Raw genomic sequence first — 23228 nt, 5'->3', positions numbered from 1 at the left:
TATCAATCAGGGTGATGTAGTTAATGGGCTGGTCGGGTTATAGGATGGCTGTGTTGTCCACTAGCATGGAGTGCCTGGGCGGGCAGGCGCTTTTCGTTGCACTCCTGAGCTTTCCTGCGGACAGCCCATCTCTCTGCTAGGCTTGTGCCTTCATCAAACACGAGCGACACATGATTCGTTATTGGCACACTCCCAAAGCGGGCAGTCTCTCCCGACTCTCCCTGCAAGAGAAAGCGTCCGGGCCTCTTGAACAAACCCGAGTGAGAATTCGCGTGGAGGCGGTCGGTCTGAACTTTGCCGATATCTTTGCCCTCACCGGCCTGTACTCGGCCACGCCAGAGGGCGCATTCACTCCCGGACTGGAATTCGCCGGTGAGGTCATTGAATGCGGTGCGCAGTGTCAGCGATATCAGGTCGGCGATCGGGTCATGGGGGTTACCCGCTTTGGTGGCTACACCTCACAGATCGACAGCGATCCCGATTATCTGATGCCTCTACCCCACGATTGGAGCCCCGCTCAGGGCGCTGCCTGGGCAGTGCAAACACTCACCGCCTGGTACGCGCTTACCCGGCTTGGCGCCGTGCAGCCCGGACACCAGGTGCTGGTTCACAGCGCCGCTGGAGGGGTGGGACTTCAGGCGATGAAATTATGCGAAACCCTGGGGGCCAAACCGGTGGGAACAGTCAGCAGTCTGGACAAGGCAGACTGGTTGAAGCAACAGGGATTCACGCAGATTCTGGTGCGCGAAAAAACGTTTCGGCAACAACTGCAACGCGAAGACAGGCACTTTGATCTGGTCCTGGATGCCATCGGCGGAGCGGTGCAAAAAGCGAGTTTTGATGCCCTCAATCCCATGGGCAGACTGGTGGTGTTCGGCGCCGCCGAATTTACCCCCAGTGGTCAAAGGCCTGACTACCTCCGGGCTCTATGGCGGTATTTGAAACGGCCACGCTATGACGTCATGGAGATGATCAGCAGCAACCGTTCCGTACTGGCCTTCAATCTGATCTGGCTATGGGAACAAAAAAAGGAAATGCAGACGCTGCTTCAGGAGCTGGCAGAAGTTACCATCACGCCACCTCATGTGGGTCATCAGTTTGACTTTACCCAGGCCCATGAGGCGCTGGCATTACTGCAATCCGGCCGCACCATTGGCAAGGTGGTTCTGACGATCAGTTGATCCCCGAAAACAGGGCGTCCAGGGCGGCCCGATCCGGACGCACGGCCCTGGCGACTTCCTGCCCGTCTTTCATAACGATCAGCGTCGGCCAGAGTTTTACACGAAAGCTTCGCCCAAGCCGCCGTCCCGGCCCATCCTCCACCTTGATATGTTGCCCATCCGGCAACGCCTCCAGGGCGTTCTCGATATCCGCCTGCGCGGCAAGGCAATGCCCACACCAGTTGGTGCCAAACTCCACAACGACCAGACCGTCCACTTTATCCAGTTCCGTCCGGCCCAGCGTTTCCTCTTTATATACACCCTGATACTGCATCACCGCTCACCTTGTTACACTCTGCCTTGCGTTGCTCCCTGCCACCGCTCCAAGGATACCAGTAATGACCCAGACCACCGTACTCACCGAGCGCCACGATAACATTCTCGTGGTCAGTCTGAACCGGCCCGAAGTCCGCAATGCGGTCGACCGCCCCACTGCCGACGCCTTGCGACAAGCCTTCGAACAGTTTGATGCCGACGACAGTTTGAGTGTCGCGGTGCTGCAGGGCCTGGGCGGAAACTTCTGTGCGGGCGCAGACCTTGGCGCCATGTCAGATCCACAGCGTCGTAACGAGATTGATGCAGCAGGCAGCGGCCCCGGACCCATGGGCCCAACGCGGCTGTCATTGACGAAACCGGTTATCGCTGCCGTCAGCGGTTATGCCGTTGCCGGTGGGCTGGAGCTGGCGCTCTGGTGCGACATTCGAGTGATGGAGGCAAATGCCGTGTTCGGCGTCTTCTGCCGCCGCTGGGGCGTACCCCTTATTGATGGCGGCACCGTTCGGCTGCCCCGTCTGATTGGCCATAGCCGTGCCATGGACATGATCCTGACAGGGCGCCCTGTGGCTGCCGACGAAGCACTACTTTTCGGATTGGCCAATCGCGTGGTGGAAAAGGGCCGGGCTCTGGGTGCGGCACTGGAAATGGCGCAGCAAATTGCCGCCTTCCCGCAACGCTGCCTGCGTGCAGACCGGCTCTCCGCGCTGGAGCAATGGCAACAGTCCGAGGCCGACGCGCTGCAGACGGAGGGCGCCGGTGGTTACCCGGTGGTATTCGAGGAAGCCCTGGAAGGTGCCGGCCGTTTCAGGGCCGGCAGTGGCCGTCATGGCCAGTTTGACGAGTCGTGAAGGCCACGCCTTGAAACAACTCAGTCGTGGCTCTCCAGCTCAATCAGGGTGGCCACATGCTTGCCATCCTGAAACTGAAAGTCCACTTCCACACGCTGCCCCTCATGGAGATCGCTGAATTCTTTCAGACCATCCTCATAGAAGGTGGTTGCGCTGGTAACAAACGTAATGCCTTGAACGACAAAAGTGCCGGCCTCCGTATCTACCGATTCAATCAAGCCTTCCAGATCATTGGCAATAACCGGTGTACTGGCAGCGAACAACGCTGCGAACGGCAATGCTTTCCATGAACCCTTCATGATCACTCTCCAAGACTCCGTCCTTGTCACAGGCCCGCTCGGCGGGCCTGCCTGCATCGTCTGATTAACGTACCACTACGAAGAAAACACCGCCATTTCGGTTCACCCGCAACAACAGGGCGGCATCCTTGTCCTGAATGGCACCCTTCAGTTCATCCATGTTTACGACATCCTTGCGATTGGCGTTGATGATCACATCACCCTGCCGGAGCCCGGCACGCCACGCAGGGGACCCCTGCTCTACCTTGTCCACAAAGACACCCTGATCGGCGTGCTGCAGCTCGCCCTTGCGCAGGTCGCGCAGGCTGGCACCTTCCAGATAACTGGAAACCGCCTCTCCACCGGCCGTCTCCTGGGAGGTTTCGCTGATCACCGCCGTGACAGACTTCTTCTTGCCGTCACGCAAAATGCTCAGCTGGACCTTTTCGCCCACCGGTGACATACCCACCTTGTTTCGCAGGTCATTGGCTCGGTTCACAGGACGGCCATCCACGGCCACCACCACATCACCACTCTTGACACCGGCCTTCTCGGCGGCACTGTCTTCCACTACCTGGGTGATAACCACACCGCGCTGACGCTCTACGCCAAAGGCGTCCGCCAACTCCGGGGTCAGGTCCTGAATGGTGACGCCCAGCATGCCGCGACGCACCTCGCCATGCTCTATCAGCTGGTGCATCACGTTTTCCGTCATTTCCGTAGGAATGGCAAAACCGATCCCCACGTTGCCACCCGCCGGGGCAAGAATGGCAGTATTGATGCCCACCAGTTCGCCGCGCAGGTTGACCAGGGCGCCCCCGGAGTTACCCGGATTGATGGACGCATCGGTCTGGATAAAGCTCTCGTAGCCCTCGATCCCCAGACCCGTTCGTCCCAGCGCAGAGACAATCCCGCTGGTCACCGTCTGCCCGAGTCCGAAGGGATTACCGATGGCCACCACAAAATCCCCTACCCGCAAGGTGGTGGAATCCGCAATGGCGATCTGGGTAAGGTCACTGGCGTCTTCCAGTTTCAGCACCGCCAGATCCACTTCTTCGTCCGTCCCCACCAGCTCAGCCGTCAGTTCCCGGCCATCGGTGAGCGTCACCTCGATCGTATCTGCATTCTTGACCACATGCGCATTGGTCAGCACATAGCCATTGTCGGCATCCACAATGACGCCGGAGCCGGCACTGGCGGCGCGACGCTCGCGTTGTTGTTCAGGGATATTGAAAAAGCGGCGAAAGAAGGGATCCTCCATTAACGGATTGCGAGCTGCCCGCACCCGGGTTTCCACCGCAATATTGACCACCGCCGGAGAAGCCGCCTCCAGCATTGGCGCCAGCGAAGGTAGTGCCTGACCATCACCAGTGGCAGAGGGCAAGGCCGCCTGTGCCGGTGACAGAACAACCATCAGGATTGCCAGCAATCCTGCAACAGAATAGATGGATGGTTTAGCCTTCAACAAAGTTTGTTCCTCCTGTTCCTCAAGGAATAAGCACACCGGGATTCATATCCCTGTTGTCCCCCACAACGGAAGTAGTGGCAGCATCAGGCTGATAACTTCCGTCACGTGCATTCTCTGACCGGCATTTTTCACTACGGTTCCGAAGCAAACAACCGCACCCCGTTATATTCACTGGATTCCCCAAGATCCGGCCAGGTACAGGATTGCCATTGCCCCAGCAACCGGTAACCCGGCGGGTCCAGATCCGGTACCCGGGAGTCTGCCAGCAACACCGCCCCTGCGGCATTGAAGCGCGACAGCAGCGGCAGGTTTTCGCGGTCATAGAGGATATCTGCCGCAGTAACCAGATCCGCGTCGGCCAGCGCACTGTCCAGATCCTGACTGAGTTCGATGTGGACGCCATTTTCTGCCGCGTTCACCTGGGTGGCAGTCAGCGCATCCTCATCCAGGTCGCAGGCGATGACCTTGCGGGCGCCGGCCATCGCTGCAGCAATGGCCACCACCCCGGAGCCTGGCCCCACGTCCACAACACAGCGCCCCTTCACCCATTCTGGATGGCGGATCAGATATTCTGCCAACACTTGTCCCGACGCCCAGCAAAAAGACCAGTAAGGCGGCTCTTCCATGATGGCATTGACGATACCGGGTTCCAGCGCCTTTTCCGGAAACAGCTCGTCAAGCAGCCACAATTTCAGGGAGGGGGTCTGGGGTAACGGCTGGCAGGTCAGATTCACATTCGGCAATACGCGGTGGAGCCGCTCGTGGAGGGCGTTCAGGCCTACTCTTTTCGGGTCGCTTGTCATACTCTAGGCTCCGTCGCCTATCCAAAATCGTCGCAGAGAATAACAAAATGACCGCCAGACAGGCATGGATTGGGCTGATTGCCCTGTTGATCAGCCTCGGCAGCCCGCTACAGGCGCGGGAAATCTGGACCGACGGAGTTCCAGACGCCTATTTTCAGCACTTTATCGATTTCTACAAAGCCGACCCCAGTGCACTGGGACGTTGGGCCCCGGGTATGCGCAAGATATCCAGCGCACAACTGGACGCCACCATCAAGGCTCTGGATACCACCCAGTTTACCTACCTCTACCCCATGGAGATGAAAGGCTTCGAGCTGCCTGGCCATATGGGCATCCCCATTGAGGAGCTTTCGGTGATGGCCGTGCGGGCCGGAAAATTCATCCCCATCCCGTTCCAGATTGATGAATTCGACAAGACCGGTCTTATCTGGATCGATGGCGAAAACGACCATCCTGCGGAAGGCAAGCCCGGCACCTTTGATGACTTTGACGAACTGGTTTTCATGTTCCGTGATGGAGGCAACAGCCGCTATTCCCCCACAGAGCATGCGCTAGAAGCCGGGGAGATCCTGGAGGAAATTCGCCTGGATTCTCCCCGCAACCAGCCACGCTATATCTATCTGGTGCGCAACAATCCCGAGCGCTCCACCGCCGACTATGTCAGTGCCGACCTGAAGGCCGGACAGATTCAAAGCACCCTGATGCATCTTGACTATGAGCCGGATGACTTTACCCAGATTCAGTCCATGGCGCCGCGTCTGGGCCCGCATCAGGACAAGAGTGTTTTCGACAATATTTATGTCAACATCAGTACCGGCATCCTCAACCAGAAGCTGCGCGTAGATCTGGATACCCGCAAGAACATCAAGGCCACTCCAATCGCTGTCCGCGATGGCCCGGTGCGGGTTTCCATGCTGGTAAAAGCCCGCATCTGGTATGCCTATCTGCCCACCTTTTTCAGCCAGAAATTCCAGGTGGATTTCTACGAGCAGTCGGTCACCATCCCTTCCCGCTTTGCCATTGGCAGCGTAAAGGTGCTGAAGTTTTTCCTCATGTTCCTGCGCGATCCGCGCATCCACTTTGCCATCGATTTCCATAACCTGGATGGCGCCCGGGTGACTTTCCAGTCCGTGTATGGCCGGCAGGAGTATGGCCTGGTGGATGGCGAGATGAGTCTCTTCGAGAACACCATGAATGCCACCCGGCTGCCCGGCGACTGGTTGCACATGGATTCCAACCAGGGCTGGGAAATGTTCTTCAGTAATCACATGCCGGTGGTGCCCAACGGCCTGTTTGATGCCTTCCTGAATGGCGTCAACATGAACATGTTCTACGAGGATGATGCAGACAGCCTCACCGATTACGAACGCTTCCCCGGCGCCACACCGCGACTGGGTTTTCAAAGCAGCGGGCTACCGCGCACCGTCATCAACCTGATGGGCGCCATCCCCAAGCTGGATTACGCCAACATGAACAGTCTGGGCGAAGCCATCGTAGCGCTGGCAGAGGCGGAGAATGACGGAGCCTTCAAAAAGTACGATGCGGTCGTCAGCGAACGACTCGCAGAATTGAATGCGCAGGGACGCTTTACCACAGTGGAGTCACTGGCCGATGCCTTTATCGCCGACCTGGACCGGATGAACTTCTCCGGCATTCCGCGCGATACGTTCAATCGCCTTGTACATCAGGCCATCATCGACACGACCACCCGCCCGGACCAGCTTCATCACGGCAAGGTGCTGCAACGCATGATTGCCCTGGCCGAGGAGCAAGACCTGGATATTTCCCGGCTACGTTACGCCACCATGGATAACACGCTGTGGTTCCCCGCCTGGGTGGGTGAAGGCGGTGCCAGTGATTTCCACTGGCAGGTCAGTCACGCGCCTTCGGCAAGTCTGAAGGGATCGCCTACTCGCTCTTCTGCAGCAGCGCCGTAAGCGCGGCGCTGTCTTTGACCTGACCTTCCTCATCCAGCTCTGGGTAGGGAACGCCGTGGGCATCACACAGACGGGCAATCCTGGCATGGCCCCAGCGAAACAGAAGCTGCTGATAGCGCTGGGCATCCAGACGAGGCTGGTCGTATAAGCCCTTGGCCCGGCGCTGCTCGCAGGCTTCGGAAAGCACTATGGCCGCCGCCACACTCACGTTGAACGATTCCACCATGCCCATCATCGGGATAATCACATGCTGATCCACCGCTGCCGCGGCTTCATCGCTGACACCAAACTTTTCCGTGCCCAGCAACAGCGCGGTGGGCTTGCTGTAGTCCACCTCCCGGTAGGGAACGGCGGTATCGGATAAATGGGCCGCCAGCACCTGCACGCCCTGCCCCTGCAGTTCACGAATCACCGAGGTGCTTTCCTCATGCTTGTGAACCTTGACCCAGCGCTGGGAACCCATGGCGGTCCCAGCTGCCATACGGGCGCGATTGTTGGGGAGAATGGCATGCACATCCAGAATCCCCACCGCATCACAGGTACGCACGATGGCGGCAATGTTATGGGGCTTGTGGACCCCATCCATGATCACGGTCAGATCGGGCTGACGGCGATCCAGGGTTTCACAGATACGGCGGTAACGTTCCGGGGTCATGGCAATTCCTCATGGCTGGCGGCGGATTGTATAGGGGCCATGAAAATAGTGCCAACCGGCCCCGGACAACCTTCAGATGACAAAACTCACCGGTTTTTTGGACAGAAATCGTCACTGCCACAGTCCGGCGTAATCCGCTAGGCTCATGATCCTCATACACATTTTGCACCCGATAGTAACGGAGACAGCATGACCGATACCCCTTCCCGCCGGCTTCCCCTGGAAGGCATCCGTGTCGTTGAACTCGGACAACTGCTGGCCGGCCCCTTCACCGGCACCCTGTTGGCATACTTTGGCGCCGATGTCGTGAAGGTAGAGCCACCCGGCGGCGATCCCATTCGCGGCTGGCGCAAACTGGATGAGGACGGCACTTCCTTCTGGTGGCGCAGCCTGGGACGCAACAAGAAATCCGTGACCCTGGATCTCAAGACCGAGGAAGGCAAGGCGCTGGTGCGCAAACTGATGAGCAAGGCGGATGTGGTGATCGAGAATTTTCGCCCCGGCACCATGGAAAACTGGGGCCTGGGCCCGGATAGCTTCGCCGACGACAATCCCGGCCTGATCTACACGCGTATTTCCGGCTACGGCCAGACCGGCCCTTACGCCAGCAAGCCTGGCTATGCCTCCGTGTGCGAAGGGATCGGCGGGCTACGCTACGTAAACGGCTTTCCCGGCGAGCGCCCGGTACGCCCCAACCTGTCTCTGGGTGACACTATTGCAGCCCTGCATGCGGCCCTCGGCATCCTGCTGGCCCTTCTGGAGCGCCACGCCAGTAAAAGAGGCCAGGTAGTCGACGTCGCCCTGTATGAATCGGTATTCAACCTGCTGGAAGGGGTCATTCCTGAATTTGATGGCGCCGGCGTGATCCGCGAGCCCTCTGGTTCTACGGTTACCGGTATCGTGCCCACCAACACCTACCGCTGTGCCGACCGCAAGTTCGTGGTCATTGGCGGCAATGGTGATTCCATCTTCAAGCGGCTGATGACAGCTGCCGGTCGCCCGGACATGGCTGAAGATCCCGCCATGGCCACCAATGCAGGGCGTGTGGAAAACGAAGATGCCATTGATGAAGCCCTGGACAGCTGGTGCCGCAGCCTGCCCAGTGACGAAATCCTGGGGATCCTTGAAGAAGCACGGGTTCCCTCCGGCCCAATCTATTCCGTGGCCGACATGATGCAGGACCCTCATTTCCAGGACCGTGGCCTGTTCCAGCAGGTGGAGATTAACGGCAAGCCCCTGAAGATTCCGGCGATTACCCCGCGGCTCACCGACACTCCCGGTGAAACCCGCTGGCCGGGCGGAGAAATTGGCAGCCACAATGCCTCCATTCTGTGTGATGAGCTGGGTCTCAGTGACGACGAGTTCAACGCCCTAAAACGCCAGGGAATCATTGGCTAGACAGGGGTGCCGCCACGCTGAAACCGGCTGCATGCAAGAGCGACCCAGAAGCCGTGAGCCACTCTCCAGCCGTACCCCTCCGGCTTCAGCCGTCTGTCAGCACAGCCGCCAGACCATTGACCACTCAGTCAGCTGGCGTTAAAAAAGACAGAGAAAAAGGGAAGCCACAAGGACAACAACATGCAGCTTTTGATGTGGATTACCGTTATTACTGTTGCCATCGCCCTGTTGGGCGCCGGCCTGTATTTTCAGCTACGCCGCCAGGCCCTGCAATCTGACCCGGTGCTGATTCGCAGTTGCTATCTGGGAGGAGGCGCCCTGCTGCTGGGCAACTGGCTGGTGCCGATGCTCTAGACTGACACGACCTTCAGGTCGCAGAAGCTCTTCGTCTGTGCAGCTGCAGGTAAAGGTTGTCCATGATAGTCGCGGCCAGCCTGCGGGCCCTGTCGGTGCAGGGACCGCCATAGCGGCCCTCCAGATTGGCCATGAAATGCCCAAGCCAACGCTCGTGGTGCTCTCCGGTTAACGGCATCTGATCATCCAGGTCACGGTGCCTTGCCATCATGTGCCGCTGGTACCCACCCTCGCCCAACAGCATCTTGTGCCAGTACTGGCAAATAATCGGCAGGTGTTTGTTCAGGTCGATCTGTGCCACGTCCAGGAACACCGGCGCCATCACCGGATCATTGAGCAAGCGCTGATAGAAACCGTGCACCATGGCATCTATATTTTCCCGGCAATCCAGATCCGGCAGTTCGCTATCGGCCTGTTCCTGGTCTCCGGGGCGGTAATATTCCACCGCCGTCATACCGCTCTCTCCATATCTGTCTGGCCCCCGGCGCCTGTCACCAGGCAATACGGCCAATCAGGATATCCTTGAACATCACGAAGTCACCGGCAAGGCTGTACCAGGGATGCTTGAAGGTGGCCGGACGATTTTTCTCAAAGAAAAAATGGCCTACCCAGGCAAAGCCGTAGCCCACGAAAGGCAACAGCACCAGCCCCCAGAGATTGCCCGTAAACAACACCCCGGTCAGCAACGCCAGCACACACAGCGTTCCGATAAAGTGCAGACGGCGGCAGGTGGGATTGCCGTGCTCCTGCAGATAGTAGGGATAGAACTCGGCGAAACTCTGGAAATCGGATTGCTTGATGGTCGTCACGGTTACCTCCTGCATGAACGGCCCGGCCTTACGGTTGTTGTTAGTCTTGCTTTTCCGGGATTATCCCGCTTCCGTAATGGCAAAACTTGTAGCCACAGGCTGATTGTAACCCATGGCACCGGGCAGGACAGGCCATCAAAATTGTGATATTACGCCACGCAGATGGCTCGTCTGACTATTGCAGCTCCACCCGGGGCGTGCAAAATGGCCTGTCGCACCCCCATACACGGCGTTTCCCGTTTTCACGCCGGTGCTTTTACTGCAAGGATTCCGAGACTTTATGGCTTTACGTCCCCGCGTTAATCGCCTGATCAGCAAACAGGCCAACCCTATTCCCCGCAGTCTGGACAGCCTGATCCGGCAGGGCGAAGAAGCCCCACTGGCCAGCACCGGCATGGCATCCGGACAGGTGGAGGCCATCTGGCGCGCCACCCGCAAGCTTTACCGTGGAGGCATGAGCCCTGCCGTGAGCCTGTGCCTGCGCCGCCATGGCGAGATCATGATCAACCGCAGCATCGGTTTTGCCGACCCTGACAGCCAACGCATCATGACCCCGGATACCCCGGTCTGCCTGTTCTCCGCCTCCAAGGTGGTGGCCGCCATGATGATTCACCATCTGGTGGAAAACGGACAGCTGGACCTGGACGACCCGATAACCCGCTACCTGCCCAAGTACGGTCAGAATGGCAAGGGCCGCACCACCATCCGTCAGCTGCTGACTCACCAGGCGGGCATCCCCCGTCCCCAGGAGCCGGTATCGCCGGACATCCTGTTCCAGCCCCAGGAAATCTTCGACATCCTGTGTGCCGCCAAACCCACTACCCTAAATACCCAAGCCTACCATGCGGTCACCGCCGGTTTTATCGTTGGCAAGGTGGTGGAAGCCATCACTGGCGAAGACCTCAATGCCACTCTGGACCGGGTGGTACGCCAGCCCATGGGCATGAAATATTTCACCTTCGGCAAGACCGGTCCGGAGCGGGCGACCGATGTCTCCACCGGGGTTCCCTTCAAGCTCGTGGACCTGTTCCTCAACCACGCCGTGGGGGGCAGCATTGATGAAGTGGTAGAGGTGTCCAACGACAACCGCTTCCAGGACGTAATCGTTCCTGCAGGCAACCTCTACGCCACCGCCGAGGAAGCCAGCCGCTTCTTCCAGATGTTGCTGAACAAGGGAGAGTACAACGGCAAACAGATCTTCAAGGCAGAGACGGTAGCCCGCGCGCTGGAACCCGCCTGGCACCGGCCGCGCTTTGACCGCAGCCTGATGCTGCCGCTGAATTTTTCCAATGGTTTCATGCTGGGTAACCGCGGCATGGGCATGTTCGGTCCTGGCGCCCCGAAAGCCTTCGGTCACCTGGGTTTTATCAGCATCTATTGCTGGGCAGATCCGCAGCGCGATCTCAGTGGCGCCCTGCTGACCACCGGCAAGGGTGTCATCGGTCCCCACCTGCCCTCCCTGTTCGGGCTGCAGCACACCATTAACCGGCATACGCGGATACGGAATGCCTGACGCCTGACGAAAAAAACCGCCCGATCCCCGGGCGTTTTTTTCGTTCAGCCAATGCTGACTGTGGGAGCTTGCCTGCAAGCGAATGGGCCTTGATAACCCCCTGTCGCTTACAGGCAGCTGCCACAAATCAATACACCGACAGAGCCGGCATTTCGCGTCAGGCATCCACCGTCCCCGCTCATTCAGGAACCGGCATGCCACGCTGGCATTGGGTGCACGTCACCACCATGTCCAGATGTTGCCGACGGCCCTCATCGGTTTGCACCCAGGGACGATTGATAAAAGGGGGGTGATGGCGGACATGCTGACGGTGGCCGCAGGACAGCTCCATTACCCAGTCGCCCACTTCATCCTGCCGGAAGCCGTTAACGATTACCTGATTGGTCATGGCTTTTCTCCTGCTAACGCACCGGTATCCATGATGATCCGAACCGCCTTGGGAGGAAAGCGCCTGACAGTTATGCGTCGCAGGATTGGCTGGGCCACCTTCATTCAACAAGTCGCATCCCCGAAATACTCGTCCAGCGTTTCCTCTGCCCGCTTTCGCTCCCGGAAAAGAAAACGGGCCGGTAAATACCGGCCCGTTCTCTGGAGGTAACGCCTATCCCGAAGGACTGCGCTTTTATTCCATGTTGGCGAGGATCGCGCCTTTCACCGCATCCAGTTCCGCATCGATGGTAACCATGCGGCTGTCCTGGCACTGGGCAATAGCGGTATCCGGATCCTTGAGCCCATTACCCGTCAGGGTACAAACGATGGTGGAACCTTCCGGAATCTTGCCTGACTTGATGTCACGCATGGCGCCGCCCAGGGAAGCCGCAGACGCGGGCTCACAGAACACACCTTCCTTCTCGGCCAGCAGTTTCTGGGCCGCAAGGATCTCGTTGTCAGTCAGCTCATCGAACCAACCGCCAGACTCCTTCTGCAGATCCCAGGCCTTGTCCCAGGACTGCGGGTTACCGATACGGATGGCAGTGGCCACGGTTTCCGGATCACTCACCGGACCACCACGCATGAAGGGTGCAGCGCCCTCAGCCTGGTAACCCACCATTTTCGGCGCAGCGTTCACCACACCGGCCTTCTTGTATTCGCTGTAGCCCATCCAGTGCGCGGTAATGTTGCCCGCGTTACCCACCGGCAGACAGTGGAAGTCCGGGGCGCGGCCCAGCTCTTCGACAATTTCAAAAGCGGCAGATTTCTGGCCCTGCAGACGATACGGGTTCACCGAATTCACGATGGTTACCGGTGCCTTTTCAGCGACCTGCTTCACCAGTTCCATGCCCTGATCGAAGTTGCCGCGGATCTGCATGATCACGGCGCCATACATCATCGCCTGGGCCAGCTTGCCCATGGCGATCTTGCCTTCCGGGATCAGTACGAAAGCGGTGATACCGGCACGGGCGGCATACGCAGCAGCGGCCGCAGAGGTGTTGCCAGTGGAGGCACAAATAATGGCGGTGCTGCCCTCTTCCACGGCCTTGGTGACCGCCATGGTCATGCCACGATCCTTGAAGGACCCGGTAGGATTCAGACCTTCATACTTGACGTAGATATCCACGTCCTTGCCCAACATCTTGGGGATGTTCTTCAGGCGGATCAGCGGGGTATTTCCTTCACCCAGGCTGATGATCGGCGTGTCATCATTCACCGGCAGGTGGTCACGGTAACGGTTGATCAGGCCAGTGTAACGGTCACGAAAAGGCATAGTCTTAATCTCTTTTTAAAACATCGGACGTCTGACGTCGGACGTCAGACGACAATAAATCATGCGTCCAGCATTTCCACCCGAATGCGCATTATATCGCTATCCACGGTATCCAGGGCAGCGATCTTGTCCAGGGCCGCGTTCATATCACCTTCGCGAACTTGGTGGGTCATCATCACGATCGGCACCAGCCCCTGGTCGACTTCACGCTGCACCAGGGCATCGATGCTGACATTGTTATCGCTGAGGATACGGGTGATATCCGCCAGCACACCGGCCTTGTCCTGAACATGCAGGCGCAGATAGAAGCTACAGGCCACATCATCAATGGTCAGGATCGGGTCGTCTGATATGTGATCCGTGTGGAAACCGAGGTAAGGCACACGCTCTTCGTGATCCACAGTGAGCGCACGGCCGAGCTCGATGATGTCGGCCACCACCGCCGAGGCGGTGGGCTCGGCACCGGCACCGGCACCGTAGAACATGGTCGGGCCCACGGCATCACCGTGGATCATTACCGCATTCATCACACCGTTTACGGCGGAGAGCATGGTTTCCTTGGGGATCAGGGTCGGATGCACGCGCAGCTCGATGCCATTGCCCGTGTCCTTGGCGATACCCAGGTGCTTGATGCGGTAACCAAAGTGCGCAGCACTGGCCACATCCTCGATGGTGATACGGCTGATCCCTTCGGTGTAAACCTTGGAAAATTGCAACGGAATACCAAACGCAATGGACGCCAGAATGGTCAGCTTGTGGGCTGCATCAATCCCTTCCACATCAAAGGTGGGATCCGCTTCGGCATAGCCCAGCTTCTGGGCTTCATCCAGTACATCCGAAAAGGCACGCGCGCCCTCTTCCATCTCCGTGAGGATGAAATTACCGGTACCGTTAATGATGCCCGCCAGCCAGTTAACGTGGTTGGCAGCCAGGCCCTCGCCCAGGGATTTGAGAATCGGAATACCGCCAGCCACGGAGGCTTCAAAGGCCACATCCACGCCGTTGGCTTCTGCCGCCTGGAAGATCTCGTTGCCGTGTTCGGCAATCAAGGCCTTGTTGGCGGTAACAATGTGTTTGCCGTTCTTGATCGCGGTCAGCACCAGCTCGCGGGCGGTGTCGATGCCACCAATCAACTCCACCAGAATATCGATATCCGGATCAGACGCCACCGCGAAGATGTCGCGGGAAACGCGGATACCACTGATATCACAGTCAGGATGGTCACGACGGGCACCAATATGGGTAATCTCGATTGGCCGACCCACACGACGGGCAATATCCCGCGCGTTGCGTTTCAGCACGTTGACGGTGCCCGAGCCAACCGTGCCCAGACCTGCAATACCCACCTTCACCGGATCCACAGCGTTTCCTCGTTCCAGATAATCAGTCAGTTTGGCTGCCCGCCGCTGGCGGCAACCGTATCAATCCAGCAGGCCATCCTCGCGGAACATCTTCTTGATGCCGCGGATGGCCTGCCGGGTACGTTGTTCATTTTCAATCAAGCCAAAGCGCACATGGTCATCGCCATATTCACCAAAGCCAACACCAGGAGAAACTGCCACACCGGCATCGGTGAGCAGCTTCTTGGAAAATTCCAGCGACCCCATCGCCTTGTAGGCATCCGGAATTTCAGCCCAAACGAACATGGTCGCACGGGGACGCTCCACCTGCCAGCCGATCTCCGCAAGGCCATCCACCAGTACATCGCGGCGTTTGCGATACATCTCGCAGATCTCGCTGACGCAGCTTTGATCCCCTTCCAGGGCAGCAATGGCCGCCACCTGAATTGGCGTAAAAGTGCCATAGTCCAGATAGGACTTGATCCGCGCCAGGGCGTTGATCAGGTCAGGGTTGCCGCAACAGAACCCCACCCGCCAGCCGGGCATATTGTAACTCTTTGACAGGGAAAAGAATTCCACTGCCACATCCTTGGCCCCTTCCACTTCGAGAATGGAGGGCGCCTTATAGCCGTCAAACACGATGTCTGCATAGGCAATATCGTGAACCACCCAGATCTGGTGCTCACGGGCAATGGCCACCACCTTCTCGAAGAACTCCCGCTCCACGCACTGGCCGGTGGGGTTACCCGGAAAATTCAGCACCAGCATCTTCGGCTTGGGCCAGGATTCCTTGATGGCACGCTCCAGCTCCACAAAGAAATCCACCCCTTTCACCATCGGCACATGACGAATATCCGCGTTGGAAATCACAAAACCGTAAGGGTGAATCGGATAACTGGGGTTGGGCACCAGCACGGTATCCCCCGGCCCCATGGTGGCCAGCGCAAGATGCGCCAGGCCTTCCTTGGAACCGATGGTCACAATGGCCTCGGATTCCGGGTCCAGCTCCACGTTGTAGCGGCGCTGGTACCAGTCGGTGATGGCCTTGCGCAGCCGAGGAATGCCGCGGGACTGGGAATAGCGGTGAGTATCACCCCGCTGCACGGTCTCGGTGAGCTTGTCGACGATGTGTTTCGGGGTGGGCTGATCCGGGTTACCCATGCCGAAATCGATGATGTCCTCTCCCCGTGCCCGCGCAGCCTTCTTCAGTTCTCCAACAATGTTGAAGACATAGGGCGGCAAACGACGGATTCGCTGGAAATCGGTTTCCACGACAGCACCTTGGGTGGGAGGCAAAATGAGGCGGACACATTAACGGTGCGGCGGGTCACAGTCAATGTATACGCCCCGTCGAACTGGCGCGAAAACGCCAGCTGGCGGGGCTTGAGGAGGGAACTAACCGATTCTAGTCAAGGCGCTTGAGCAGTTCAGCCGGCGCCACATAGCCACCCAGCTGCTTGCCTTCAGGGGTATAGATTGCCGGGGTCCCGCGTACGCCGAATGTCAGACCCAGAGCATACTGTGAATCCACCGGCTTGGCACATTCGCCCAGCTCGGCTTCACTGATCTGATCATTGAGTTTTGCATCGGTCAGCGCCGCCTGCGGATCCTCGGCACACCAGATATGACGCATGGCCGCGGCAGATTTCGCCGTCGGGCCGCCTCGCGGGAAAGCCAGGTAATGCACTGTCACGCCCTCCTCGTTGTACTCCTCGATGTGGCGATGCAGCTTGCGGCAATACCCACAGGAAATATCGGTAAAGACATAGACCTCGTGTTTCTGGTCTTCTGCCGGATAGGTAATCATCTGGCTCATGTCCAGCTTGGCAATGCCTTCCTTGCGCACCTTTTCAAAGCGCTGTTCAGACGGATCAACGACTTCACCGTCCTTGATCTGCAGCAGGTTGCCCACCAGGATGTATCCCGCATCGTTGCTCACATAGACGGTATCCCTGCCTTCCACCTCCACCTCTGCCACTCCGGCAATCGGCGATGGTCGTACCGCAGAAATTTCGATGCCATCGAAGGCTTCTTCCATCACCGCGCGAATCCTGTCCCCATTGATGGCCTGTTCGCCATCCTGAGTCGCTGCCGCATCGGCACCGGTTTCTGCCCCACAGGCGGTCACAAGGCCCATCAGGGCGAATACAAACCATTTTTTCATTCTGTTATTACTCCTTTTGTCCCCTGGTTGGAGCCCGCAAGCCCTGTCAGGTTCCCGAACGGGGGTGATGTTTCTGGTATAAGTCCTGTAACCGCTGCTGGGCTACATGGGTGTATATCTGCGTGGTAGACAGATCGCTGTGACCGAGTAGAAGCTGTACCACCCGCAAGTCCGCGCCATGATTAAGCAGATGTGTGGCAAAGGCATGGCGAAGTGTATGGGGAGACAGGCTTTTTTGCACCCCTGCCACCGTCGCCATCTGCTTGATCCGGTGCCAGAAGGTCTGCCGGGTCATGCAGGTCCCTCGCTGGCTGGGGAACAGCAGCTCCTGATCATTGCCCAGTAACACTGGCCGCCCTTCGCGCAGGTAGCGCACCAGCCAATGCAGCGCCTCCTCCCCCAGCGGCACCAGGCGTTCCTTGTCGCCCTTGCCGATCACTCTCACCAGGCCCTGTCGCGGGTTGATCTGGCTTTGTGTGAGCGTCACCAGTTCGGTTACCCGCAGCCCGGTGGCATACAGCACTTCCAGCATGGCCCGGTCACGCAGGCCCAACGGCGTACCCAGATCCGGTGCCCTGAGCAGGGCCTCCACATCCGCTTCGGTTAGCGTCTTCGGCAAAGGCCGCCCCGTTTTAGGACGCTCAATCAGCAACGCCGGATCCTCGTCGATCCGACCCTCCCGCTTGAGCCAGCGATAAAACCCTTTCACCGCGGATAGCTGGCGGGCCACAGAGCGCGCACTGATGCCCAGTTGATGGCGCGCCGCCAGAAACTCCAGCAGCTGATAACGCTGGCACTGCAGCATTGCCCCACCCTGTGCCTGCAGCCATACCGCCAGCTGCACCAGATCGCGGCGGTAATTGCTCAGGCTATGCTCGCTCAACCCCTTCTCCAGCCATTGCTGATCCAGCCAGGCATCAATCAAGCGGGCATGTTCATCAGTAACTGCCGTCATTCATTATCCAGTGATCCAAAGTGCCATACGCTCCTTTTACCAAATATTACCGTCATACCGACACAAACGAACGACAAACGACGACAATTCTGGCATCTATGACGTATCGACAGTCATTCAACCACCAAGGAGAGGAAAATGGGCATTTTGTCCTGGATTGTTTTCGGCCTGATTGCAGGCATCGTGGCCAAGTGGATTATGCCGGGTAAAGATCCCGGCGGCTTTATCGTCACTATCCTGATCGGCATTGCCGGCGCGTTTGTTGGCGGCTGGCTGGGTTCCATCACTGGTATCGGCGGATCGGTGGGCAGTTTCAGCCTCGGCAGCTTTGTCACTGCCATTGTCGGTGCCCTGGTGCTTTTGGCACTGTACCGGGCAGTTCGTAAATGACAATTTGAAACTGGTAACGCCTTAATGAATACAACAATAGCCCGGCTCTATCAGTATATCGGCCAACAGATTAATGGCTCACCAAGGCAAAAGAGCGTGTTTATCTGCTGGCTTTCTCAACCAGTACACATACTGATTGGCCTTGGAAGCGTAGCGGGGCTGCTTCTGTCTCAGTGGATGACAGAGATTTACAACCCCTTGTTGTGGGCCGGTGTACTTTGGGGGGGTGCTGCTTCCATTTTCTGGACAGCCCTGGCGCTCTACGGAAACAAACGTGAAATGACCGAAGCGCAGGAGCATAGATTTTCGCAGCAAGTGATTGCCCTTTTCAGTTTGAGCGGAATCATCTCTCTACTGCTGGTAGGCCCCTTCAATCTTGTCACGGGCATTGTGCTAACCGGCTGTGTATTGATCGGACTATTACTCTTCCCAGCCAGGCAAATCACCACCATTTTTGCGGTCTCTATTACCGTTATTTTGGCCTATTCTGTGGTTATCAGCCTTGGTGGTGCCACTTACCAGCCACTACTGGCACGCGTCTACTCCCCAGTCGCCCAGTTCTGGTACGACTTTATGGCCCTGCTGGCCGCCACGCTTATTGTTATCAAGGATTCATTCACTGTGGCCGCCCTCACTGACTCGTGGCGCCATCGGGAAGCCCAGACCCTCCATCAGGCCAGCACCGATCCTTTAACCGGCGTCGCCAATAGACGGCATGCCACAGAGGCCCTGGAGCAGGCATTCAGGCACTCCGAAATAACCGGGAGACCTCTCTCGGTTGTCGTGCTCGACCTGGATCACTTCAAGGAAATCAACGACCGTTATGGCCATCAAATGGGGGACCTGGCACTGCAGTTGGTGGCTCGCTGCTTGCAGGACACTCTGCGCGACAATGACCTTGTAGGAAGATACGGAGGGGAAGAGTTTCTCCTGATCCTGCCTGGCTCGGATGCACAAAACGCCTCACTGGTAGCAGAACGTTGCGCCAAAGCATTGCGTGACATAACACTACCCAGGATCAATAACTTGCCTGAGATACGGTTAACCGCCAGTTTTGGCGTGTGCAGTGAAGTCGCAAGAGGCTGCGCATCGGCACGGACCATGGTGGAAAAAGCCGACGCAGCAATGTACCAAGCCAAACACGCAGGACGTGATCGTGTCACCCTGGCAACGTGCATGGAGGCCACTGCCTAGACAATCAGGCACAAAAAAGCCGCCTTTGAGGCGGCTTTTTTATTGGAGCTTTGGTCTGCCCGTCCAGAGGTTGATTCCGCATGCCCTACAGCAAAGGCTGAACCAACATTCGCCCTCGGCAGACCGGAGTCCGCCGGTCTTAACGAATCTTTTCTTTGATCCGTGCGGACTTACCAGAGCGGTCACGCAGGTAGTACAGCTTGGCGCGGCTCACGTCACCACGACGAACGACTTCAATGGAGTCGATCAGCGGGCTGTGCAGCTGGAATACACGCTCAACACCCACACCGTGGGAGATCTTGCGCACGGTGAACGCAGAGTTCAGACCGCGGTTACGACGGGCGATAACAACGCCCTGGAACGCCTGCAGACGCTCACGGGTACCTTCTTTCACCTTTACCTGAACGGTAACGGTGTCGCCGGCGCCGAATTCCGGCAGGTCGGCTTTCAGCTGGGCGTTTTCGATGCCCTGGATGATCAGGTTCTTGCCGCTCATGGCAATGCTCCTATTCGTTCGTTTTTGCTGTATGCGACGACTGCTCGGCGATGTACTCGTCCAGCAGTTGCTGCTCTTCAACGCTCAAACCCCGCGCCCGGCGGCGTTCCAGCAGGTCAGGACGCTGTTGCCAGGTCCGTCCCAGCGCCTGTTTCAGGCGCCAGCGGCGAATCAGTTCGTGATTGCCGCTCAGCAGTACCTGGGGCACTGCCTGTCCGTCGTACACCTCCGGGCGGGTGTAGTGTGGACAATCCAGCAGGTCTTCGAATTCACCAGAAAACGAATCCTGCTCGGCGGAATCCTGGTGACCCAGCACTCCGGGAATCAGTCGGCTGACCGCATCGATCAGCACCAGCGCCGGCAGTTCGCCGCCGCTGAGGACGTAATCGCCGATGGATATCTGCTCATCCACGCAGCTCTCGAGCAACCGCTCGTCTACGCCTTCATAGCGCCCCGCCAGCAAGATCAGGCCGGGCTGTTGTGCCAACGCCTCGGCTTTCGCCTGGGTCAGCGACTGCCCCTGGGGGGACAGATAAATCACTTTCGCCGCCGGGTTGGCAGCACGGGCGGACAGCAAGGCTTTTGCCAGCGGGTCCACCTTCATCACCATACCCGGACCGCCGCCGAAGGGGCGATCGTCCACGGTGCGATGACGATCTTCGGTGAAATCCCGCGGGTTCACGGTATCCACCTGCAGCTGGCCATTTTCCACGGCCCGCCGGGTAACGCCAAAATCGGTGATTGCGCCGGCCATCTCTGGAAACAGCGTAACCAGCGTGACCTGATACGGCGTCACACTCATTCTAGAATTCCGGATCCCAGTCAACGATCATCCGCCCTTCGGCCAGATCAACGTCAATGACTACGTCTTCCGGTAGCCAGGGAATCAGCCGCTCGCGACGATCCAGGCTTTTGCTGTCACCGCGAACCTCGATCACATCGTTGGCTCCGGTTTCCAGCATCCGGGCCACCTTGCCAAAATCTGCGCCGTCCTTGTGGAACACCCGCAGACCGATAAGGTCGCGCCAGTAATATTCACCGCCACCTGAGCGAGGCAACAGGTCACGGGGTATGCCGATATCCTGCCCTACCAGAGCCGCCGCCATATTCCGGTCAGTAATACCTTCCAGTTGTGCGATCAAGCCCTTGCCCTGGGGACGGAAGCCGGTAACTTTTACCGGCTTCCACTGGCCGCCCTGTTTCAGGTGCCAGGGCTGGTAGTGCTGGAGATTTTCGCGGGGATCGGTATGGGAAAACACCTTCACCCACCCCTGCACGCCGTGCACCCCAAGGATGCGACCGACGACCTCCAGCTCAGAGGACAACTGCCCTCCAGTGGTCATCAGGCTTCCTTACGGGCCTGCTTAACCAGGGTCTTGACGCGATCAGACAGCTGCGCACCTTTACCAACCCAGGCGTCCAGGCTTTCCAGGTTCAGCTTCAGAGGGATTTCACCGCCACGGGCGATGGGGTTATAGAAACCCAGTTGCTCGATGAAACGACCATCACGGGCGTTACGGCTGTCGGCAACAACAATGCTGTAGAACGGGCGCTTCTTGGAACCGCCGCGAGCGAGACGAATAATTACCATGGTTTATCTACCTTTTTATCAATCCGGTTTCCCGGCCACCTGCCGAGGAGGGCATGGCGAGCCATCGTATCCGCTTGAAAGCCAGCCCCCGGATCCATAGAAAACAGGGAACAGGCCGCGAAGGGCGCGGATTATACAGGGAGTCGCGGCAGGCAACAAGCACTTCGCAAATGCTAAATGCGACGGAACGCCCCGAAAAAACCCATCTCCCAGACGCAGCGCGGGCAGAGAGGTGTTCACCTGCCCGGCCCGCATGCTGCATGTTGCGTGACGCGCCGAATCACATTGGCGGCATGCCACCGCCTGGACCACCCATACCGCCCATGCCGCCAGGTCCACCCATACCGCCACCGGGGCCGCCATTGCCCCCCATCATGCCTTCCAGGCCGCGCATCATGTTTTTCATGCCGCCTTTGGTGCGCATTTTCTTCATCATCTTGGCCATCATTTTCTGCTGCTTCATCAGGCGGTTGAGATCCTGAATCTCCAGCCCGGCCCCCATGGCAATACGCTTTTTGCGGGAGCCCTTGATGAGGTCGGGATTACGGCGCTCCTTGATGGTCATGGAGTCGATCAGCGCCTCCATGTGCTTCATCTGCTTCATGGCCGCAGGATCCTGGGCGGCCTGCATCATGCCCCCCATACCGGGCAACTTGTCGAGCAGGCCGGCCATGCCCCCCATGTTACGCATTTGCTGGAACTGGTCCTTGAGATCCTCGAAGTCCATCGCCTTGCCTTTCTTGAACTTCTTGGCGATTTTTTCGGCTTTCTTTTTGTCCAGCTTGCGTTCGGCTTCTTCCACCAGGGAGAGCACGTCGCCCATGCCGAGGATCCGGCTGGCGATACGATCAGGGTGGAACGGCTCCAGCGCATCCGTCTTCTCGCCCATACCGATAAACTTGATCGGCTTGCCGGTGAGCTGGCGCACAGACAGGGCCGCACCACCGCGGGAATCACCGTCGGCCTTGGTCAGGATCACGCCGGTCAGCGGCAGCGCTTCATTAAAGGCCTGGGCCGTATTCGCCGCATCCTGACCGGTCATGGCATCCACCACGAACAGGGTTTCCACCGGGTTGATGGCCCCATGCAGGCGTTTGATCTCGCTCATCATGTCTTCATCGACATGGAGACGACCGGCGGTATCGACGATCAGCACGTCCATATAACGGCGACGGGCTTCGTCCAGGGCTGCATTGGCGATGTCGACAGGATCCTGATCCCCGGTGGACGGGAAGAAGTTGGTCTCCACTTCACCGGCCAGGGTCTTCAGCTGCTCAATCGCCGCCGGACGATAAACGTCGGCGGATACCACCATGACCTTCTTCTTCTCGCGCTCCTGCAGGAAGCGGGCAAGCTTGGCCACGGAGGTGGTTTTACCCGCCCCCTGCAGGCCCGCCATCAGAATGATGGCCGGCGGCTTGGTGGCCAGATCCAGGGCGTCGTTGGCATCGCCCATGGTATGAACCAGCTCGTCGTTGACGATCTTCACGAACGCCTGGCCCGGATTCAGGCTCTGCAGCACATCCTGCCCCAGGGCCTTTTCCTTTACCTGCTCGACAAACTCTTTTACCACCGGCAGGGCCACATCGGCCTCCAGCAGCGCCTTGCGTACTTCACGCAGGGTGTCGCGGATATTGTCTTCGGTCAGGGATCCCTGACCTGCCAGGTTTTTAAGCGACGATCCCAACCGGTCGGTGAGATTCTCGAACATGGTGCTACCTCCAAATCCTCTTGTCTGCCCACGGCTGACGCCATGGCAGTGACAGGGGCGCGATTATAGCCTTCATTCAGGGCCAACGTCATGGGCCTGCGCCAAACGGTCCCGCAAAATGAG

Annotated in this window: 26 protein-coding genes; 8 read left to right on the top strand and 18 right to left on the bottom strand. The window is 58.4% G+C overall.

Annotated features, from left to right (window positions below; translation table 11 throughout):
• Positions 1-170: 170 nt before the first annotated feature.
• Positions 171-1181 carry a zinc-binding dehydrogenase gene (locus tag GQF00_RS13780; protein ID WP_161319717.1) on the top strand — a complete coding sequence of 337 codons (1011 nt, stop codon included), beginning with the start codon at positions 171-173 and terminating at the stop codon, positions 1179-1181.
• On the opposite strand, the gene GQF00_RS13775 is transcribed toward GQF00_RS13780, so the two are convergent.
• On the bottom strand, positions 1174-1494 hold the full coding sequence (locus tag GQF00_RS13775) for a thioredoxin family protein (protein WP_161319716.1): 321 nt from the start codon (positions 1492-1494) through the stop codon (positions 1174-1176). The two genes, GQF00_RS13780 and GQF00_RS13775, sit on opposite strands and share 8 nt — an antisense overlap.
• Positions 1495-1558: 64 nt before the next feature.
• Between GQF00_RS13775 and GQF00_RS13770 the strand changes: the two genes are divergently transcribed.
• Positions 1559-2344, top strand: coding sequence for a crotonase/enoyl-CoA hydratase family protein (locus GQF00_RS13770; protein WP_161319715.1), 786 nt, complete (start codon positions 1559-1561; stop codon positions 2342-2344).
• A gap of 20 nt (positions 2345-2364) precedes the next feature.
• On the opposite strand, the gene GQF00_RS13765 is transcribed toward GQF00_RS13770, so the two are convergent.
• The 3 genes from GQF00_RS13765 to GQF00_RS13755 all read right to left on the bottom strand — a co-directional run bounded on the left by GQF00_RS13765 (position 2365) and on the right by GQF00_RS13755 (position 4893).
• On the bottom strand, positions 2365-2643 hold the full coding sequence (locus GQF00_RS13765; protein WP_161319714.1) for a DUF5666 domain-containing protein: 279 nt from the start codon (positions 2641-2643) through the stop codon (positions 2365-2367).
• A gap of 64 nt (positions 2644-2707) precedes the next feature.
• Positions 2708-4036 (bottom strand): DegQ family serine endoprotease, encoded by a 1329-nt coding sequence (locus GQF00_RS13760; protein WP_161319916.1) that lies wholly within the window; start codon positions 4034-4036, stop codon positions 2708-2710.
• 185 nt (positions 4037-4221) lie between these two features.
• Complete coding sequence (locus GQF00_RS13755; protein WP_161319713.1) at positions 4222-4893, bottom strand: methyltransferase; 672 nt, start codon at positions 4891-4893, stop codon at positions 4222-4224.
• 47 nt (positions 4894-4940) lie between these two features.
• On the opposite strand from GQF00_RS13755, the gene GQF00_RS13750 reads away from it, so the two are divergent.
• Positions 4941-6830 carry a hypothetical protein gene (locus GQF00_RS13750; RefSeq protein WP_161319712.1) on the top strand — a complete coding sequence of 630 codons (1890 nt, stop codon included), beginning with the start codon at positions 4941-4943 and terminating at the stop codon, positions 6828-6830.
• On the opposite strand, the gene trmH is transcribed toward GQF00_RS13750, so the two are convergent.
• On the bottom strand, positions 6802-7485 hold the full coding sequence (gene trmH, locus GQF00_RS13745) for a tRNA (guanosine(18)-2'-O)-methyltransferase TrmH (RefSeq protein ID WP_161319711.1): 684 nt from the start codon (positions 7483-7485) through the stop codon (positions 6802-6804). The genes GQF00_RS13750 and trmH overlap by 29 nt on opposite strands.
• Before the next feature lie 189 nt (positions 7486-7674).
• Between trmH and GQF00_RS13740 the strand changes: the two genes are divergently transcribed.
• Positions 7675-8883 carry a CaiB/BaiF CoA-transferase family protein gene (locus GQF00_RS13740; protein WP_161319710.1) on the top strand — a complete coding sequence of 403 codons (1209 nt, stop codon included), beginning with the start codon at positions 7675-7677 and terminating at the stop codon, positions 8881-8883.
• Positions 8884-9063: 180 nt separating this feature from the next.
• Positions 9064-9237, top strand: a complete 174-nt coding sequence (locus tag GQF00_RS13735) for a hypothetical protein (RefSeq protein ID WP_161319709.1) — start codon at positions 9064-9066, stop codon at positions 9235-9237.
• A 13-nt stretch (positions 9238-9250) separates the two neighbouring features.
• On the opposite strand, the gene GQF00_RS13730 is transcribed toward GQF00_RS13735, so the two are convergent.
• Positions 9251-9691: a group III truncated hemoglobin gene (locus GQF00_RS13730; protein WP_161319708.1), complete on the bottom strand. Its 441-nt coding sequence runs from the start codon at positions 9689-9691 to the stop codon at positions 9251-9253.
• 37 nt (positions 9692-9728) lie between these two features.
• The gene (locus GQF00_RS13725) at positions 9729-10046 is read right to left on the bottom strand and encodes a DUF962 domain-containing protein (protein WP_161319707.1); all 318 of its coding nucleotides are present in this window, start codon (positions 10044-10046) and stop codon (positions 9729-9731) included.
• Positions 10047-10326: 280 nt separating this feature from the next.
• On the opposite strand from GQF00_RS13725, the gene GQF00_RS13720 reads away from it, so the two are divergent.
• A complete protein-coding gene (locus GQF00_RS13720) occupies positions 10327-11559 on the top strand; it encodes a serine hydrolase (protein ID WP_161319706.1) in 1233 nt (410 codons plus the stop codon).
• A 178-nt stretch (positions 11560-11737) separates the two neighbouring features.
• On the opposite strand, the gene GQF00_RS13715 is transcribed toward GQF00_RS13720, so the two are convergent.
• The 6 genes from GQF00_RS13715 to xerD form a co-directional block, all read right to left on the bottom strand.
• Entirely contained in the window at positions 11738-11947 is a 210-nt protein-coding gene (locus GQF00_RS13715) for a DUF3565 domain-containing protein (protein WP_161319705.1), read from the bottom strand.
• 234 nt (positions 11948-12181) lie between these two features.
• The gene (gene thrC, locus GQF00_RS13710; protein ID WP_161319704.1) at positions 12182-13264 is read right to left on the bottom strand and encodes a threonine synthase; all 1083 of its coding nucleotides are present in this window, start codon (positions 13262-13264) and stop codon (positions 12182-12184) included.
• Positions 13265-13323: 59 nt separating this feature from the next.
• On the bottom strand, positions 13324-14625 hold the full coding sequence (locus tag GQF00_RS13705; RefSeq protein ID WP_161319703.1) for a homoserine dehydrogenase: 1302 nt from the start codon (positions 14623-14625) through the stop codon (positions 13324-13326).
• Between the two features lie 60 nt (positions 14626-14685).
• Positions 14686-15876 carry an alanine transaminase gene (gene alaC / locus GQF00_RS13700; protein ID WP_161319702.1) on the bottom strand — a complete coding sequence of 397 codons (1191 nt, stop codon included), beginning with the start codon at positions 15874-15876 and terminating at the stop codon, positions 14686-14688.
• A gap of 133 nt (positions 15877-16009) precedes the next feature.
• Positions 16010-16768: a DsbC family protein gene (locus GQF00_RS13695; RefSeq protein ID WP_161319701.1), complete on the bottom strand. Its 759-nt coding sequence runs from the start codon at positions 16766-16768 to the stop codon at positions 16010-16012.
• A 46-nt stretch (positions 16769-16814) separates the two neighbouring features.
• Positions 16815-17723 carry a site-specific tyrosine recombinase XerD gene (gene xerD / locus GQF00_RS13690; RefSeq protein ID WP_161319700.1) on the bottom strand — a complete coding sequence of 303 codons (909 nt, stop codon included), beginning with the start codon at positions 17721-17723 and terminating at the stop codon, positions 16815-16817.
• 138 nt (positions 17724-17861) lie between these two features.
• Between xerD and GQF00_RS13685 the strand changes: the two genes are divergently transcribed.
• Together GQF00_RS13685 and GQF00_RS13680 are read left to right on the top strand one after the other, a co-directional pair.
• Positions 17862-18113 (top strand): GlsB/YeaQ/YmgE family stress response membrane protein, encoded by a 252-nt coding sequence (locus tag GQF00_RS13685; RefSeq protein WP_161319699.1) that lies wholly within the window; start codon positions 17862-17864, stop codon positions 18111-18113.
• Positions 18114-18137: 24 nt separating this feature from the next.
• Positions 18138-19307 carry a GGDEF domain-containing protein gene (locus GQF00_RS13680; RefSeq protein WP_161319698.1) on the top strand — a complete coding sequence of 390 codons (1170 nt, stop codon included), beginning with the start codon at positions 18138-18140 and terminating at the stop codon, positions 19305-19307.
• 139 nt (positions 19308-19446) lie between these two features.
• Here the strand turns inward: GQF00_RS13680 and rplS are convergent, their stop codons facing one another.
• The 5 genes from rplS to ffh form a co-directional block, all read right to left on the bottom strand.
• On the bottom strand, positions 19447-19803 hold the full coding sequence (gene rplS, locus GQF00_RS13675) for a 50S ribosomal protein L19 (protein WP_161319697.1): 357 nt from the start codon (positions 19801-19803) through the stop codon (positions 19447-19449).
• Between the two features lie 10 nt (positions 19804-19813).
• Complete coding sequence (gene trmD, locus GQF00_RS13670; protein WP_202560500.1) at positions 19814-20605, bottom strand: tRNA (guanosine(37)-N1)-methyltransferase TrmD; 792 nt, start codon at positions 20603-20605, stop codon at positions 19814-19816.
• Between the two features lies 1 nt (position 20606).
• Positions 20607-21146, bottom strand: coding sequence for a ribosome maturation factor RimM (rimM, locus tag GQF00_RS13665; RefSeq protein ID WP_161319696.1), 540 nt, complete (start codon positions 21144-21146; stop codon positions 20607-20609).
• Complete coding sequence (gene rpsP / locus GQF00_RS13660) at positions 21146-21394, bottom strand: 30S ribosomal protein S16 (protein WP_035230104.1); 249 nt, start codon at positions 21392-21394, stop codon at positions 21146-21148. The genes rimM and rpsP overlap by 1 nt, the downstream gene beginning before the upstream one ends.
• A gap of 280 nt (positions 21395-21674) precedes the next feature.
• The gene (ffh, locus tag GQF00_RS13655) at positions 21675-23105 is read right to left on the bottom strand and encodes a signal recognition particle protein (RefSeq protein ID WP_161319695.1); all 1431 of its coding nucleotides are present in this window, start codon (positions 23103-23105) and stop codon (positions 21675-21677) included.
• Between the last annotated feature and the right edge of the window lie 123 nt (positions 23106-23228).

Source organism: Alcanivorax sp. DP30 (assembly GCF_009882945.1).
Classification (GTDB): domain Bacteria; phylum Pseudomonadota; class Gammaproteobacteria; order Pseudomonadales; family Alcanivoracaceae; genus Alcanivorax.
This window is presented reverse-complemented; position numbering and strand designations above follow the sequence as displayed.

Bases quoted from the DNA above. Each gene is read 5' to 3' on its own strand.
- trmH (WP_161319711.1), bottom strand. From the start codon at position 7,485: ATGACCCCGGAACGTTACCGCCGTATCTGTGAAACCCTGGATCGCCGT.
- GQF00_RS13730 (WP_161319708.1), bottom strand. From the start codon at position 9,691: ATGACGGCGGTGGAATATTACCGCCCCGGAGACCAGGAACAGGCCGAT.
- GQF00_RS13765 (WP_161319714.1), bottom strand. From the start codon at position 2,643: ATGAAGGGTTCATGGAAAGCATTGCCGTTCGCAGCGTTGTTCGCTGCC.
- GQF00_RS13755 (WP_161319713.1), bottom strand. From the start codon at position 4,893: ATGACAAGCGACCCGAAAAGAGTAGGCCTGAACGCCCTCCACGAGCGG.
- trmD (WP_202560500.1), bottom strand. From the start codon at position 20,605: ATGAGTGTGACGCCGTATCAGGTCACGCTGGTTACGCTGTTTCCAGAG.
- GQF00_RS13695 (WP_161319701.1), bottom strand. From the start codon at position 16,768: ATGAAAAAATGGTTTGTATTCGCCCTGATGGGCCTTGTGACCGCCTGT.
- rimM (WP_161319696.1), bottom strand. From the start codon at position 21,146: ATGACCACTGGAGGGCAGTTGTCCTCTGAGCTGGAGGTCGTCGGTCGC.
- GQF00_RS13750 (WP_161319712.1), top strand. From the start codon at position 4,941: ATGACCGCCAGACAGGCATGGATTGGGCTGATTGCCCTGTTGATCAGC.
- GQF00_RS13680 (WP_161319698.1), top strand. From the start codon at position 18,138: ATGAATACAACAATAGCCCGGCTCTATCAGTATATCGGCCAACAGATT.
- GQF00_RS13715 (WP_161319705.1), bottom strand. From the start codon at position 11,947: ATGACCAATCAGGTAATCGTTAACGGCTTCCGGCAGGATGAAGTGGGC.
- rpsP (WP_035230104.1), bottom strand. From the start codon at position 21,394: ATGGTAATTATTCGTCTCGCTCGCGGCGGTTCCAAGAAGCGCCCGTTC.
- thrC (WP_161319704.1), bottom strand. From the start codon at position 13,264: ATGCCTTTTCGTGACCGTTACACTGGCCTGATCAACCGTTACCGTGAC.
- ffh (WP_161319695.1), bottom strand. From the start codon at position 23,105: ATGTTCGAGAATCTCACCGACCGGTTGGGATCGTCGCTTAAAAACCTG.
- GQF00_RS13760 (WP_161319916.1), bottom strand. From the start codon at position 4,036: ATGGTTGTTCTGTCACCGGCACAGGCGGCCTTGCCCTCTGCCACTGGT.
- GQF00_RS13775 (WP_161319716.1), bottom strand. From the start codon at position 1,494: ATGCAGTATCAGGGTGTATATAAAGAGGAAACGCTGGGCCGGACGGAA.
- GQF00_RS13720 (WP_161319706.1), top strand. From the start codon at position 10,327: ATGGCTTTACGTCCCCGCGTTAATCGCCTGATCAGCAAACAGGCCAAC.
- xerD (WP_161319700.1), bottom strand. From the start codon at position 17,723: ATGACGGCAGTTACTGATGAACATGCCCGCTTGATTGATGCCTGGCTG.
- GQF00_RS13740 (WP_161319710.1), top strand. From the start codon at position 7,675: ATGACCGATACCCCTTCCCGCCGGCTTCCCCTGGAAGGCATCCGTGTC.
- GQF00_RS13735 (WP_161319709.1), top strand. From the start codon at position 9,064: ATGCAGCTTTTGATGTGGATTACCGTTATTACTGTTGCCATCGCCCTG.
- GQF00_RS13685 (WP_161319699.1), top strand. From the start codon at position 17,862: ATGGGCATTTTGTCCTGGATTGTTTTCGGCCTGATTGCAGGCATCGTG.
- GQF00_RS13780 (WP_161319717.1), top strand. From the start codon at position 171: ATGATTCGTTATTGGCACACTCCCAAAGCGGGCAGTCTCTCCCGACTC.
- GQF00_RS13770 (WP_161319715.1), top strand. From the start codon at position 1,559: ATGACCCAGACCACCGTACTCACCGAGCGCCACGATAACATTCTCGTG.
- rplS (WP_161319697.1), bottom strand. From the start codon at position 19,803: ATGAGCGGCAAGAACCTGATCATCCAGGGCATCGAAAACGCCCAGCTG.